At 61.3% G+C, this 15,029-nt stretch carries 9 protein-coding genes and 4 pseudogenes; 8 read left to right on the forward strand and 5 right to left on the reverse strand.

Annotated elements, in window-relative coordinates:
* Positions 1 to 117: 117 nt before the first annotated feature.
* Together ABIF91_RS22470 and ABIF91_RS22475 are read right to left on the reverse strand one after the other, a co-directional pair.
* Positions 118 to 1,452 (reverse strand): IS5 family transposase, encoded by a 1,335-nt coding sequence (locus ABIF91_RS22470; RefSeq protein WP_424578682.1) that lies wholly within the window; start codon positions 1,450 to 1,452, stop codon positions 118 to 120.
* 781 nt (positions 1,453 to 2,233) lie between these two features.
* A pseudogene (locus tag ABIF91_RS22475) lies at positions 2,234 to 2,968 on the reverse strand (IS256 family transposase); the annotation flags it as partial.
* 90 nt (positions 2,969 to 3,058) lie between these two features.
* On the opposite strand from ABIF91_RS22475, the gene ABIF91_RS22480 reads away from it, so the two are divergent.
* Both ABIF91_RS22480 and ABIF91_RS22485 read left to right on the forward strand, forming a co-directional pair.
* Positions 3,059 to 4,188 (forward strand): IS3-like element ISRj2 family transposase gene (locus ABIF91_RS22480; RefSeq protein WP_424578689.1). Its coding sequence is split into 2 segments (ribosomal slippage): positions 3,059 to 3,311 and positions 3,311 to 4,188, totalling 1,131 coding nucleotides; the frame shifts between segments, so codons are not numbered across the junction.
* A 307-nt stretch (positions 4,189 to 4,495) separates the two neighbouring features.
* Positions 4,496 to 5,737: a cytochrome P450 gene (locus ABIF91_RS22485; protein WP_011084659.1), complete on the forward strand. Its 1,242-nt coding sequence runs from the start codon at positions 4,496 to 4,498 to the stop codon at positions 5,735 to 5,737.
* Between the two features lie 273 nt (positions 5,738 to 6,010).
* Here ABIF91_RS22485 and ABIF91_RS22490 read toward each other — a convergent pair.
* Positions 6,011 to 6,583, reverse strand: a pseudogene (locus tag ABIF91_RS22490) (transposase); the annotation flags it as partial.
* A 98-nt stretch (positions 6,584 to 6,681) separates the two neighbouring features.
* Here ABIF91_RS22490 and ABIF91_RS22495 point away from each other — a divergent pair.
* Positions 6,682 to 7,950 carry an IS256 family transposase gene (locus ABIF91_RS22495; RefSeq protein WP_038379337.1) on the forward strand — a complete coding sequence of 423 codons (1,269 nt, stop codon included), beginning with the start codon at positions 6,682 to 6,684 and terminating at the stop codon, positions 7,948 to 7,950.
* A 29-nt stretch (positions 7,951 to 7,979) separates the two neighbouring features.
* Here the strand turns inward: ABIF91_RS22495 and ABIF91_RS22500 are convergent.
* Positions 7,980 to 8,639, reverse strand: a pseudogene (locus tag ABIF91_RS22500) (transposase); the annotation flags it as partial.
* An 86-nt stretch (positions 8,640 to 8,725) separates the two neighbouring features.
* Here ABIF91_RS22500 and tnpA point away from each other — a divergent pair.
* From tnpA to ABIF91_RS22525, 5 genes are all read left to right on the forward strand, one after another.
* A complete protein-coding gene (gene tnpA / locus ABIF91_RS22505; RefSeq protein WP_424578819.1) occupies positions 8,726 to 9,148 on the forward strand; it encodes an IS66-like element accessory protein TnpA in 423 nt (140 codons plus the stop codon).
* Positions 9,145 to 9,501, forward strand: coding sequence for an IS66 family insertion sequence element accessory protein TnpB (gene tnpB, locus ABIF91_RS22510; RefSeq protein ID WP_018273742.1), 357 nt, complete (start codon positions 9,145 to 9,147; stop codon positions 9,499 to 9,501). The genes tnpA and tnpB overlap by 4 nt, the downstream gene beginning before the upstream one ends.
* 50 nt (positions 9,502 to 9,551) lie before the next feature.
* The gene (tnpC, locus tag ABIF91_RS22515; RefSeq protein WP_035681142.1) at positions 9,552 to 11,102 is read left to right on the forward strand and encodes an IS66 family transposase; all 1,551 of its coding nucleotides are present in this window, start codon (positions 9,552 to 9,554) and stop codon (positions 11,100 to 11,102) included.
* The gene (locus ABIF91_RS22520; protein ID WP_063712394.1) at positions 11,099 to 11,749 is read left to right on the forward strand and encodes a UPF0149 family protein; all 651 of its coding nucleotides are present in this window, start codon (positions 11,099 to 11,101) and stop codon (positions 11,747 to 11,749) included. The genes tnpC and ABIF91_RS22520 overlap by 4 nt, the downstream gene beginning before the upstream one ends.
* Positions 11,750 to 12,148: 399 nt before the next feature.
* Positions 12,149 to 14,392, forward strand: a complete 2,244-nt coding sequence (locus tag ABIF91_RS22525; protein ID WP_035680466.1) for a hypothetical protein — start codon at positions 12,149 to 12,151, stop codon at positions 14,390 to 14,392.
* A gap of 328 nt (positions 14,393 to 14,720) precedes the next feature.
* On the opposite strand, the pseudogene ABIF91_RS22530 reads toward ABIF91_RS22525, so the two are convergent.
* Positions 14,721 to 15,026: pseudogene (locus ABIF91_RS22530) on the reverse strand (integrase core domain-containing protein); the annotation flags it as partial.
* Positions 15,027 to 15,029: the final 3 nt, after the last annotated feature.

Genomic DNA, 15,029 nt, shown 5'->3' on the forward strand with positions numbered 1-15,029 from the left:
CGGAAGGAAGTCGCGCGAAGCGTCGGATCAAAATCGGTGCTGCCGTTTGCCTCCTGGCATTGGTGTTCGATTGGGCTGCTATTGGGTCCTCCGTGAAGAACGCGGACGAGCGCTGATTTAAGCGATCTTTTGAGCCGGGACAGTTTCGGCGAAGGCCCGGATGATGGCCCGCAAGAGTTCTGCGAGCCATCGCAGGAGCAGGCCGAAGTTGTAGCCGGCCGCGGCGAGGACGGCGTTGATACGGTCGCCGACGCGGCCTTTGAGATAGTTGCGGTCCATGCGGTGCTCGGCCTTGACGTGACCGATGACGGGTTCGACAGCCGCGCGACGCTTCATCTCGCGCCGGATGGAAGCCGTGACGCGGCGAACCTGACCCGAGATCCAGACCCTGAACCGGTGCGGGTAGTTGTGGCCGCGGTACCCTTTGTCGACATGGATACGGCGAGCCTCCACCCCGGTGAGCTTCTCCATGTCGGCGACCACGGGGCCGAGCGTGTGGCCGTCGAAGGGATTGCCGTGCAGCGCCTTGGCATGGAGCACGAACTGTCCGCCCTTCGGGGACGTCACGGGGGTGGCGATACTGACCTTGCAGCCGAACTCGTAAGGCGCGCGGGCTTTGCCCTTGCCGATGCACTCGACCTCCGGCGCATGCAACGCATAGATCTTCGGGCCGCGCTGATGCTGATCCTGGCTGCGCACCCGCTGCGCCAGATCGAGCAGCGGGCCGAAGCGCGCTTCCAGCGCCGCATCGCCATCAATCTTGCGGCGGACGTCGCGGATGATCCGGCCAAGCCGCGTCCGCAGGAACTTGAGTTGGCGCCGGGCGCGCTTGAACTGATGAGCGTGGGTATAGCGGCCGACCATGATGGCGGCGCGTTTGGCCAGGCGCAGATAGCTCTGGCGCAGCGGCACACGGTTGCGCTTGGCGAACCCGACGAGCTTGGTGATGGCCCGATGCGTCAGCCGCGCGTCGGTCGGATGCGCAACGGCCTTGGGCTGCACCGTGGTATCGACCACCACTCGCTCCAGGTCCTTGGGACCGATGGCGCCAGTCTTGTGTGCCACCGACAGACTTTCCTGGATCAGCGCGACGAGAGCCTCCTCGCCGAGCCGCTGGCGCCAGCGCGTCATCGACGATCGATCGAACGGCAGCCGGTGGCAGAAGCTCAACTCGCCGCAGAAGTATTGGTAATAAGGGTTCTCGATCCAGCGAGCGCACAGCACCTCATCCGAGAGATTGTGCATGTGCTTCAGGATGAACAGGCCGGCGACAAGCCGCGTCGGCAGTCCAGGCTGCCCCGGACCGGTTTGGCACACCGAACCAAAGCGGTCATCCAGAAAGTTCCAGTCGATCAGCGCCGCCAACCGCACCAGCGGGTGGCCCATGTCGATGATTTGATCGAGCGCCGGAAGCAACAGGTCCTTTTGGCGATCATCCCGCGGTTTGCTCATCGCCGTCCCCAATGCCGATGACCCGCCGTCAGGGAATCACGAATCGCTCGAAAGCAAAATCCCAAAACGCAAGAAACCGCGGCCCAACACCCGGCTTTCTTGCAAAATCGAATACTTTATCGAGACAACTTCTGCCTATGTCTCAGGCCGATCTGCATTCTTCACGGACGACTATTGGATGCCTGAGATTGTTCGGATCGGCACGCCAGGACGCGCCCACCACTTCATTGTGGACGCGTGATCTAAGGCAGACAGCCCGTGCACAGCAAGATGGACGAGCCGGTGCTTGAGGTGGCGAAAGGCGCGTTCGTAGATCGTCTACTTATGCAGAGGCGAGAACTACATTCTCTCGCTCGAGAGGCCTGTGGCGGACCAGCGCAACCGGTTTGGTTTGCTGTTTCCAAGCGGACGACGCTGGATCAAGCCGGTCTAGTCGACGCGCGGGAAGCTAAGCCACTTCCGCAAACCTAACATACGAGGTTGTGATGTCGGAATAGCCATTACAACGTCTTGCGCGTCGTTGCGACAGGCTGCTTTGTACGAGCGCGCTTGTTGTCTGGAATCAGCCAAACGCATCGCGAGCATCACGACTTGGAGGCCGCAATCGGCGGTACTTATCGAGGGAGAAGAGCATATGAAGGTTACTGGCCGAGGACTAACGATCCTGTTGTCCTTGCTTTCGGCCGCGAGCGCGCCGGCAAGAGCCGAGGGAGTGTCAGAAGTTTTGTGTAAGAGCGTCTCTGTGAGGGGTTTGCGGGGTCAGCGGACTGACCCCATGGGGTCAGTCCGCTGAGCCTGCAAAGCGCTCGCCGAACTGGATGGCAAACTGGCCCATTGCGGCCGTCCATGCAACCGGTCGTCGCCAATGGATGCCGGCATTTCTGATGGCGAGGTAAAGCAGCTTCATCGCCGCCTCGTCGTTGGGGAAGCTGCCGCGTGTTTTGATGATCTTGCGCAGCGAACGGTTCAGCGCCTCGACCGCGTTGGTGGTATAGATCATTTTGCGTATCTCCGGCGCGAAGGCGAAGAACGGAATGACGTGCTCCCACGCCCGGCGCCAGGCCGCCCCGATCGCGGGATAGCGCTTGCCCCACTCGGCTTCGAAGTCCTCGAGCCTGAGCAGAGCGGCGTCGGCATTCTCGGCATGATAGATCGCCTTGATCGAGGGAAGGATCGCCTTGCGATCCTTCCAGGACACGAAGGATAGGCTGTTGCGGATCAAATGCACGATGCAGGTCTGGACCATCGCCTTGGGAAAGACGCTGTTGATCGCCTCGGGAAAGCCCTTCAGACCGTCGACGACGGCGATCAGGATGTCGGCGACGCCGCGGTTCCTCAGATCGTTCATGACCTTGAGCCAGAATTTGGCGCCTTCGGTTTGCTCGATCCAAAGCCCGAGCACGTCTTTCTCGCCCGATGCAGTGATGCCCAGCACGACGTAGACTGCCTTGTTCTTGACCATCCCCTCATCGCGAATCTTGACCCTGAGCGCGTCGAAGAAGACCACCGGATAGATCGAGAGCTGGCCCCGCAAATTCGGACAGTAGCTTGAGTGGATTTTCTGCCTGACAGCGGCGAGGATTCTTGCTGCGAATCAGGAGCGAAGATGACGAAGAAGAGCCGCCGGACGCATTCTCCGGCATTCAAGGCGAAGGTTGCTTTGGCTGCGGTCAAAGGCGACAAGACACTGGCGGAGCTGGCGCAACTGTTTGATGTTCATCCGAACCAGATCACGATCTGGAAAAACCAGCTCCTGGAAGGCGCCGCCGGCGTGTTTGGGCATGACAAGACATCGGCCGAGACGCCGGTCGATTTGAAGGCGTTACATGCCAAGATCGGCGAGCTGGCGTTGGAAAACGATTTTTTGTCCGGCGCGCTCACCAAGGCGGGCCTGCTGAGCGCAAAGGGATGATCGACCGCGATCATGATCTTTCTATCGTGCGCCAGGCGAAGGTCCTGAAGCTGGCTCGCAGCACGGTCTACTATGAACCTCGGCCAGTTTCGGCCGAGGACCTTGCCTTGATGCGTCGGCTCGATGAGCTGCATCTCGATTATCCCTTCGCGGGAGCGCGTATGCTGCGATCGTTGCTGCGGCGGGAGGGCGTATACGCCGGTCGCCGCCACATCGCGACGCTGATGAAGCGCATGGGGATCGAGGCGGTCTATCGTCGCCCGAACACGAGCAAGCCGGCTCCGGGTCACAAGATCTACCCGTACCTGTTGCGCGGATTGAAGATCGAGCGGCCCGACCATGCGTGGGCAATGGACATCACCTACATTCCGATGCGGCGTGGCTTCGTCTATCTCGCGGCGGTCGTCGATGTGTTCAGCCGACGGGTCCTGGCCCATCGCGTCTCGATCACAATGGAGGCGGCCTTCTGCGTCGAAGCGGTCCAGGAGGCGTTGGCGAAGCACGGCAGGCCCGAGATTTTCAACACGGATCAGGGCAGCCAGTTCACCAGCCTCGAGTTCACCGATGTGCTGCTGGACGCGAAGATCGCCATCAGCATGGACGGCAAGGGCGCCTGGCGCGACAACGTGTTTGTCGAGCGGCTCTGGCGCACGGTCAAATACGAAGAAGTATATCTCCGCGCCTACGACAGCGTGTCCGAGGCGCGAGCGTCAATTGCCAAGTATCTGGCCTTCTACAATCAGGGACGCCCTCACTCGAGCCTTGACGGGCGCACGCCCGACGAGGCTTACTTCGGCACGCAAGCTATGGTGATGGCCGCATGACCGTCGCCGACGGTTTTGTCGTCGCTCTGGTCGGGCTACGCCCTCCCGACGCAACGACAAAACCGTAAAGCCCCGCGTTCAGCATAACCCGGCAGGAATCCACTTAAATCCAGCGGGGCGCTGTCCAAACAACCGGGGCCAGCTCTGTCAATGCGATCCTTACTGCCCGACATGGTAGGGCTGGCTAGCCGCACTTTGAGATAGTCTGTTCGGGTAGCTTGTCACAGCCAAACGCCACGACAGCTCAAACCGGTGAATCGTAAGTTTGGATCCGTAAGCTCTCGCGAACAAAATCTGCGGAGATGTTATGAACAGGCGATTGGAAATCCATAGAGCGGATGATGGATATATTATCCCGCTCAGCGAGCTGGATGTAAGCGAGGGCAAGCGCTTTCAAGACGACAGCATATGGGGTTGCTTCGAGCGGTTGCGAAGAGAAGATCCCGTTCACTACTGTCAAAATAGCGCTCATGGTCCATATTGGTCAATAACGAAATACCGGGATATCGTAGCGGTCGACACAAACCACCACGCGTTTTCGTCACAGCAAGGTGTCACCATTGTCGAGGTGCCTGATAAGCACTGGACCCCAAGTTTCATCAAGATGGGGCCTCCCCAGCACGCCGAGCAGCGCAACACGGTGAGTCCGATCGTCGGGCCGGAAAGCCTGACGAGGCTCGAAACCTTGATCCGCTCTCGGGTCCGGATGATTCTCGATGGCTTGCCGCGTAATGAAGTCTTCAATTGGGTAACCAAGGTCTCCATAGAGTTGACGACGCAAACGCTCGCCACGCTGTTCGACTTCCCGTTTGAGGATCGGCGACTCCTGACCTATTGGTCGGACGCAGCTGTTACAACTCCTAAAGCAGGCTATGCCATCGACAGCTGGGACAAGCGAAGCACCATCTTGTCGGAGTGCCTGGACTATTTCACACGGCTTTGGAACGAGCGCATCAATGCCGAGCCACGCCTCGACCTGATTTCCTTGATGGCGCATTCACCCGTCACACGCCATATGGAGCCAACTGAGTTTCTTGGGAACCTCATTCTACTGATCGTAGGCGGCAATGATACCACGCGCAACTCGATTACCGGCGGCCTCCTGTTCATGAGCCAGTACCCCTCCGAACTGCGGAAACTAACTGACAATCCCAAGTTGATCTCGAGCGCCGTGTCTGAGATCATTCGATACCAGACGCCGATCGCACATATGCGCCGCACTGCTGCTATAGACAGCATCGTTGGGGGAAAACCGATCAGGACAGGCGACAAGGTCGTCATGTGGTACATCTCCGGCAATAGAGACGAAGAGGTCATTGAGAACGCCAACAGTTTCGTGATCGACCGCAAGAATGTGCGGCAACACCTCTCGTTCGGATTCGGAATCCATCGCTGTCTTGGCCGACACCTTGCGGAACTGCAGTTGAGAGTCCTCTGGGAAGAGATTTTGGATGGGGGATTGAAGATCAAGGTCGTCGGCGAACCCGAGCGAATTGCATCTAACTTCGTGCACGGCTATTCCGCTCTCCCCGTGCGGATTGAAGCTTAGGCCATGATCGGGACAGTCTCGACCGCCGGTGTGCGGTGGGTGTGGATTGATGTGAACTATCTTGGCTTCTTCAAACTGCGCAGATGAATGGATAGAAGCGAAGGTTCTGTCGGCAGCTATTTATAACCGGGCAGACGTTGAATCGCCCGTGAAGAACGATACGTGAGGCGAATGCTTGGTGCACGCGACTGTCATTTTTCTATAGCTGTCAGTTTTCTATAAGGGGGCGTCTGGCCTGTTGAGCTATGGCTGATTTTGGGTGACGCGGCCTGATCAGGCGGCGTGGCTTTCAGTGTTCGGAATGACTTCGATTCCGTCGATGAACTTTACACCGGCGATGACTTTCGGCAACTGGTTCGTGCTCTTCAATCGCCGCCAGGTCTTCGATGCGGCGTCGATGAGCTTGAACACCATCAGCTTCGCAGTTTGTTGCGACAGCGATCCCTTGGTCCGCACCGTTCGGTGGCGCACCGTGGCGAAGACGCTCTCGATCGGGTTCGAGCTGCGTAGGTGGATCCAGTGCTCAGCAGGGAAGTCGAAGAAGGCGAGCAGCGCATGGCGATCCTTGATCAGGCACTCCACCGCACGTCCGTATTTGACGTGGTATTTCTCGACGAAGACGTCGATCGCGGTTTCAGCTTCGGCCCGGTGTGGGGCCAGATAGATGTTCCGCAGGTCGTTCTTCATGGGGCCCTGCACGGATTTGGCGACCTTGTCGAGTACGTTGCTCACTTTATGGCACCAGCATCGTTGGTGCCGCGTGCCGGGAAAGGCCTCGTCCAGTGCCTTCCAGAAGCCGAGGGCGCCGTCGCCGATGGCGAGTTGCGGGGCAATCCGGAACCCGCGTGAGCTATGGCGGAATCTGGGTGATGACGGTGTGAGGAAGGCGGCGTATCGAGGCGGGTGACGAGCCTGCCAGAACCTCTCGAGGAGAGCGATACGCCATGACCGAGACTACCAATGTTCTTGCTTTCCGTCAGCCGTCCGCGGTTGATGATCCACTGACCGATATCGTTCGAGCCGGCGCGCGGGACCTGCTTGCCAGGGCGATCGAGATCGAGGTTGGCGCGTTTCTGGCCAGCACGGCCAATCTGACGCTGCCCGACGGTCGAGCGCGCCTGGTCCGACATGGGCACGGTCCGGTGCGCGAGATTGCGACCGGCATCGGTCCGGTGGAGGTCGCTCGTCCCAAGGTCCGCGACCGCGGAGCGAGCGGGCCAGGCGACCGCCTCCGCTTCAGTTCGGCAATCCTGCCGCTATGGGCGCGGCGGACGAAGAGCCTGGATGCCTTGATCCCGGTCCTCTATTTGCGCGGCATCTCGACCGGCGACTTCCAGGAGGCGCTCTCGGCGCTGCTCGGCAAGGATGCGCCGAACCTGTCGCCTTCGGTGATCGCCGGCCTGAAGGCCGATTGGCAGGTCGAGTACGAACGCTGGCAGAGACGCGATCTGTCGGCGCGTCGCTATGTCTACATCTGGGCCGATGGCGTGTACCTGCAGGCCCGCATGGAAGATCACAGCGAATGCATGCTGGTGCTGATTGGCACCACGCCGGAAGGCAAGAAGGAGCTGATCGGCTTCCAGGTCGGCGTGCGCGAGAGCGCGCAGAGCTGGCGCGAACTCCTGATCGACCTGCGGCAACGCGGGTTACGGATTGCCCCGCAACTCGCCATCGGCGACGGCGCCCTCGGCTTCTGGAAGGCACTGGACGAGGCCTTTCCCGGCACGCGGCACCAACGATGCTGGTGCCATAAAGTGAGCAACGTACTCGACAAGGTCGCCAAATCCGTGCAGGGCCTCATGAAGAACGACCTGCGGAACATCTATCTGGCCCCACACCGGGCCGAAGCTGAAACCGCGATCGACGTCTTCGTCGAGAAATACCACGTCAAATACGGACGTGCGGTGGAGTGCCTGATCAAGGATCGCCATGCGCTGCTCGCCTTCTTCGACTTCCCTGCTGAGCACTGGATCCACCTACGCAGCTCGAACCCGATCGAGAGCGTCTTCGCCACGGTGCGCCACCGAACGGTGCGGACCAAGGGATCGCTGTCGCAACAAACTGCGAAGCTGATGGTGTTCAAGCTCATCGACGCCGCATCGAAGACCTGGCGGCGATTGAAGAGCACGAACCAGTTGCCGAAAGTCATCGCCGGTGTAAAGTTCATCGACGGAATCGAAGTCATTCCGAACACTGAAAGCCACGCCGCCTGATCAGGCCGCGTCACCCAAAATCAGCCATAGCTCAACCCGCGTTGCCGCAGGTCGATCAGGAGTTCGCGCCAGCTCTGCGCGCTCTCGCGCACGCCGACCTGGAAGCCGATCAGCTCCTTCTTGCCTTCCGGCGTGGTGCCAATCAGCACCAGCATGCATTCGCTGTGATCTTCCATGCGGGCCTGCAGGTACACGCCATCGGCCCAGATGTAGACATAGCGACGCGCCGACAGATCGCGTCTCTGCCAGCGTTCGTACTCGACCTGCCAATCGGCCTTCAGGCCGGCGATCACCGAAGGCGACAGGTTCGGCGCATCCTTGCCGAGCAGCGCCGAGAGCGCCTCCTGGAAGTCGCCGGTCGAGATGCCGCGCAAATAGAGGACCGGGATCAAGGCATCCAGGCTCTTCGTCCGCCGCGCCCATAGCGGCAGGATTGCCGAACTGAAGCGGAGGCGGTCGCCTGGCCCGCTCGCTCCGCGGTCGCGGACCTTGGGACGAGCGACCTCCACCGGACCGATGCCGGTCGCAATCTCGCGCACCGGACCGTGCCCATGTCGGACCAGGCGCGCTCGACCGTCGGGCAGCGTCAGATTGGCCGTGCTGGCCAGAAACGCGCCAACCTCGATCTCGATCGCCCTGGCAAGCAGGTCCCGCGCGCCGGCACGAACGATATCGGTCAGTGGATCGATAGCGGTACGACGACCCCACCTCGTTTAGGTGGACGGGATGAGCGAGACTCGCGCGTGGATTTGACAACGCGAGGGACGCTCGTTCCATGCATCAAGACAGACATCAAGACGGGCATGATGCCGCCTCCTATCAGCGGATCGAGGTGATCACAGGGGAGAGGCGACGGCGCAGTTGGAGCGATGCGGAGAAGGCGCGGATCGTGGCCGAGAGTGCCGATCCGGAGACGAGCATTTCCGAGGTGGCTCGACGCAACGGGGTGAACCGGGGACTGCTCAGTGTGTGGCGGCGCCAGGCGCGGCTCGCGTCGAGCGAAGCGCCGCAGTTCGTGCAAGTCAGGCTCCAGGCCGCCGTCGAGGCGCAGCCGAACGCGATCGATAAGGCGCATGTTCTGACGGATCCGGCCGAGCGGATCGAGGTGATGATCGCGGGCGCGACGGTGCGCGTGCCCGTCGGCGTCGACGCCGCGACGCTGGAGCGCGTGCTGGCGGCGGTGAGATCGACGCGATGATCTCTTTCGGTCCAATGGTCCGTGTGTTCGTCGCGACGCAGCCGATTGACTTTCGTAAAGGCGTTCATGGCCTTGTCGCGCTGGTAGCGGAGGGATTAGGCGGCAAGCCCTACAGCGGTGACGTTTATGTCTTCCGATCGAAGCGATCGGATCGTTTGAAGCTACTGGTTTTTGACGGCTCGGGAATGGTTCTAGCGACGAAGTGGCTGGAGAATGGGGGCTTTGCCTGGCCACCTGTTCGCGAGGGTACGATGCCGGTGACGGGGGCGCAACTGGCGATGCTGATTGAAGGTCTTGCGGAGTGGTCGCGTGTGGTCCCGAAGGTGACGAAGCGGCCGACGAAGGTTGCCTGAAGCGTCTTGTTTTGCTGGCGATTGCGAGTGCGTTCGTGTAGCTCTGCGATATGGCGCTTCGCCCCGAAGATCTCCCCTCTGACCCTGCGGCTCTTGCCGAGATGGTGCTGGCTTTCGAAGGCGAGAACGATGATCTGCGCGCAGAGATCGCCACGTTGAAGAGCCTGATCTTCGGCGCACGATCGGAGCGCGCGGCGATCGTCTGCGCCGAACAGATCGCGTTTGATCTGGAACGGACCGCCGGCTCACAGCTCCCGGCCAATGACGACAAACCGGACGCGCCGCGGCCGGAGCGGCGCAAAGCGAAGCGCAACATCGGCGCGCTGCCGGCGCATCTGCCTCGGGTCGAGCGGGTGATCGAGCCGGCGTCCACGCTGTGCCCGTGCTGCACGGGTCAGATGCATCGGATCGGCGAGGAGAGCAGCGAAGCGCTCGATCGGGTTCCCGCGTGGCTGCGCGTGCTCCGCACGATCCGTCCAAAATACGCCTGCCGCTCCTGTGAGGGCCCGATTGTCCAGGCCCCGGCACCGGCGCGGCTCGTCGAGGGCGGCATGGCAACGACGGCGCTGATCGCGCATATCGCCGCGGCCAAATATGCCTGGCAATCGACGCTCTATCGCCAGACGCAGATCCTGGCGGGTCAGGGTGTCGTCGTCGACCGTCAGACGCTGGCGCGCTGGATGGGGAGCGCGGCGTGGCTGGTCAGGGGCCTCTACGATCTGCAACTGAAGACTATGCACGGCTTCGAGCGGCTGTTCTGCGACGAGACGCCGATGCCAGTGCTCGATCCGGGACGCGGCCGCACGAGGATCTGCCAGTTCTGGGCGCACGCGACGGACGATCGGGCGTGGAAGGGGCCGGCGCCGCCGGCGGTCGCCTACGTGTTCGCAGGTGGTCGCGGCAAAAAGGAGATCGTGGCGCAGTTAGCCGGCTTCGAAGGCGTGCTGCAAGTCGACGGCTATGCCGCCTACGCCTCGCTGGCGGGCGATGCGATGATGTCGGGCCAGATCCAGCTGGCGTATTGTCTCGTTCACGCGCGCCGCAACTTCGTGAGGGTGCACAAGACGACGAACTCACCCTTCGCCGCGGAGGTCATCGAGCGCATTGCGGCCGTCTACGCGATCGAGGAGAGGATCCGCGGTCTCGATGCTGGGGAACGCCGCGCGACGCGACAGGCCGAGACGAAGCCGCTGATGGAGGCGTTGAGGGCCCGTCTGATCGCGGTGAAGGACGGGATCTCCCGCCGCTCGACGCTCATCAAGGCGATCGACTACATGCTCGAACGCTGGCAGGGCCTGACGACGTTCCTGGATGACGGGCGGCTCGAGCCGGACACCAACACGGTCGAACGATCGATCAGGCCAATTGCGATCGGAAAAAAGAACTCGTTGTTCAGTGGTGACGAAGGCGGGGGCGAGACCTGGGCGATACTCGCTTCGCTTCTTAACACAGCGAAATTGAATGGCCTCGACCCCGAGGCGTATCTCGTCGACGTTCTCGATCGCATGGTGAGCGGCGCCACGAAGACCAACCAGCTTCACGAACTTCTGGCCTGGAACTGGAAGGCCGCACGCGAAGCCGAAAAGCGGGCCGTGGCATGACGAAGCCGAAGCAAGGGCGGGGAACGCGAAAAGCACGCAAGACGACGATGGCGGACTATGCCATGTCGTTCGAACGGCTCGGGCAATGGATCAGCAAGCGCGCCAGGTCGCCGACGCTTCGGCATCCGCGGGCGACGTCGCTCTCCATGCTCGATGGCGCGGTGGCCGCGGTCGTCGCCGGGCCGGTCTCGATGGCGTCCGAGGAATGGGTGTGCCCGCTCCTCGGCGTAGATCCCGACGCCTTCAATCACGACACCGAGGAGTTCTCGGCAATCGCCGCCACGCTGATGCGCCACAACGCTATCAGCGAGACGCTGTCGACGAGACCGGAGAGCTTCGAGCCGCTGTTCGTGCGATCACCGGACGGCGAAGTCGACCCGCAGCCCTGGTGCATGGGCTTCTACGCCGTCATGAAGCTTCGGCTTCTCGTCTGGTCGCGGCTTCTCCCCCCGAATGGAACCGAACACCTTATGCTGCGGCCGATCTTGGTCCATTGCATCGACGACGCCGGTCGACCCTTGCTACCCCCGGCCCGGCGCACGCTGGGAACGCAGCCCATCATCCAAAACGCCTGGCGCAACATTCCAGCAACCGTCGAGGCCCTCCGGCAGTTCTGGATGCCTATACGCTTCAAGCGCGGTGCGTAGGCCGTCCGCACCAAGTCCGTGGCTCCGTGGGCCTCTCGTACCGTTTACAGTGGATCATCAACCGCGGACGGCTGACGGAAAGCAAGAACATTGGTAGTCTCGGTCATGGCGTATCGCTCTCCTCGAGAGGTTCTGGCAGGCTCGTCACCCGCCTCGATACGCCGCCTTCCTCACACCGTCATCACCCAGATTCCGCCATAGCTCTGGCCTGTTCGCGTCTCAGCTGATGACACCGGAACTGACGCGGTTACTTCAGCAGCATGGAAGCTGCGATAGAAGTCGAACACAAGGCCGCATCTTCTTCCTTGCGCATCCGGATGAATGCTCTTGGTCAGCTAGTCGTCAGCCAGTCGGCCTATCCAGACAGGCTGCGCACCCTCAATTATCCGGAGATGAAGCATGAAAGGCATTGGCCGAGCTGGTCCATCAGAGCTTGAGGCCGCGGGAGCCGAAAGCATTAGGGAATTGAGCCGTTCGAGCCCGGAGTCTGGTCTCTTCCCTGGGGAACGCGATCAGTCCTTCGATGCCGTCGTAGGGCGGATACGGTCTGAGCCTGATGTGAGAGCGGCGACGCTTGCGAACCCGCCGCCAACTTCGGACGTAGCGGCGCCAACGAGGGAGGAGATAAAGGCAGCAAAGCGAGAATTGAGCAGCCTGCTTGAGGAACTTGAAGCTTGCCGCCGAGCGGCCGGGCATGCCCGGAACTTGCCGGAGAGACAAGATCTGATGGATCAGGTCGTCAAAGCAGGCGCAACAGTTCTGGCGTACTACGCCAGTCTGCCACCCGATTTGGCGCGCCGAATTCTGCCAAACGATCGGGCTCGCCGGCTCCGCGATGACACTGTGAGGGAGGCTGACGAATGTAATGAAGTGGCGACCCAGATTATCTACGAGCTGGAGGAGAGCAGAAAGAAAGCACAAGGCGTGCTCGACAGCCTCAAAGACATCGCCTCGCCTGCACAGCTGAGCCGCCTGTTTACAAGCGTTGCGAACCACTATGCAGCATGCATGGAGTTGTGGGGAAAGAAGGTGCTGCGCTGTGAGCGGATGCAGTCAGTCTGTGCCGCTACCGCCCACCTTCCAGGCAGCACGCCCGCCATGCGCACGGCCGAAGATGCCGCACTAAGGCATCATACGGGCTGGGCGCTCTTTACGAAGTGCATGTATCTGCAATCGCGGATCGCTCTCGTGGAGCTTTTAGTCAACTCGCAAGCGAGCACGTTGGAACCAGACGTGCGCGACGCCCTCATGGATGAGAGCGGGAGGGTGCGCCTGCTCGGGGCCTTCATCGGAGATGTTTTTCCGGCGTTCGTCTCGACGGCCCAAGCCGTTCTGTACAGCGATGGAGCGGCGCTCGAAGCGGAGCATCGCGCCGTTCTGGAAGGAGTCATGGAACGACTTTCGGAATTTGCATCGGGGCTGAGCGGCATGCTTGACAGCCTGAGGGGGACTGCAACGGAAACTGACCTTCCGTTGCCGTTGCTGGACCAGATCGTGGAAGCTGCGTGGGTGACGGCGAACGAAGTCATGCGGCTGCTGGCATTGCAGCCAAAGACGCAAGCCACGATTGAACCGCCGGCTTGGGCTGCGCTTCCGGATAATATTGGCCCAGCGGGCGGAGGCAGTCCGGCGCGCAGAACGGGCAAAGCAAGGCCCGCAGCAGCCGCAGGAGAGGGGAGTTCGACGGCCAGCCCCGCCACGCCGCAACTCGCTAGGCCCGATGCGGCGACGGCCCCGGCGGGCAAGGTCATCGTGCTCTCGGATCTCGGTACAAAGAAACTCGCCACTCCGGAGCAGGCACGCGCGTCATCCGCTGCGGCCGATAACCTCCAGATGTGGATGGCTCCGCCATCCAGGAAAGCACTGCCGGGATTACTTGAGCGATTGGACCAGCTGCTGCAGTTCGATCTGCCGGCTCAGCAAAGCGCCGCCTCGCAAGCTCGCCACATGAAGCCCGAGGACGCCGAACACGTGTTGGATGTCGTCATCAAGCGCATGCAGACGCAGTCCTCCGAGATTGAGGCCTGTGTAGCCGCGCTGGAGGAGCCTCGCCGGCGGGGCCTGCTCACGCCTGCGCAAGTGCCTGAAGTGCACGAAAAAATAGTCCGGCTGACAAGGATGTGGTCCGAGGTTCAGGGACAGGCAAGCTCATTGAACGCGCGAAAGGCAGCAATCACAAGCGATTGCACGAAGACCTATGCGTTTCCATCGCAAGAATACCTAGAACAGTTGCGGGAAGCGGGAGAACTGGCGTCAGTGGATCCACCGCACGCCTTGAAGGGAGAGCCGGGGACGCTATTCGAAATCAAGCTGCAGCCCAGGGCGCTGCGCAGCGGTGCGATGCCAAGGCCGATGTGGGTGCACATCCATACCAAGCGCCCGGTAAATGCCTGGCAATTGGCAACGCTGGGCGATCGCGAATTCGCCGCTTGCCACGTCAAGTCCGACGAACAGCGCGGCTACAATCGGCACTGGCAGAGCGCTCGAGCCGCCGAGGGGCACGACAATGTCGTGATCCATCGCGGCAGGCTCACTCCTGTGTTCTGCAAGTCCTTGTTAAGCACCGCCGCTGGCCAGCCGTGGCAGCCCCTCCCCGATCCGGAGCACGCTTCAGCGCAGATGGCTCGACTGGGGATCCGGTGAGGTATCGTCTTGCGGCGGTGAGCCATCCGGTGACAGCGCTCATGCCTCCATCGGCTTGGCGGACTGCCTGAGCAGCGCCGAGCCCCATCAAGCTCTATCTTACAAAAGCATGGAGCCTGGAGAGAACACTCCTTTCGGGAGGGTTATCAGCCCGCAGTCCGGAGGATCGCCAATCGGCGCGCAAGCAAGCTTGCCATTGCGGGGTGTGGCGAACATCGGCGCTCGGATGAGAATGTAGGCCGCTGTGTTGCAAGACGGAAAACTTTGTAAAAGAAGGGACTTGAGCTGACAGCGAGTGCTTTGTCGCGGCAGGTGTCCGACAAAGGTTTCATGTGCGACCCCACGCAGCCGGCAACAATTTTTCTCTCGACAGAGCACTTGCGTCACGCAAAGTTTGCATCGGCGTCTTGCCGTAGCACCAGCGCCCCTGATGTGGGCGCACCTCATTGTAGGCAGCGATCCACTCATCGAGATCGCTCTGCAAGGCAGTGATGCTCGGATAGATCTTCTTGCGGAACACGACGCGATAGAACTCCTCGAGCACGGTGCGGTGGAAGCGCTCGACAATGCCGTTGGTCTGTGGGCTCCTCGTCTTGGTGCGGGTGTGATCGATGTCTTCGACGGCGAGGTAGAGAGA

The sequence above is a fragment of the Bradyrhizobium sp. USDA 241 genome, assembly GCF_049739505.1.
GTDB classification, from domain to species: Bacteria; Pseudomonadota; Alphaproteobacteria; order Rhizobiales; family Xanthobacteraceae; genus Bradyrhizobium; species Bradyrhizobium liaoningense.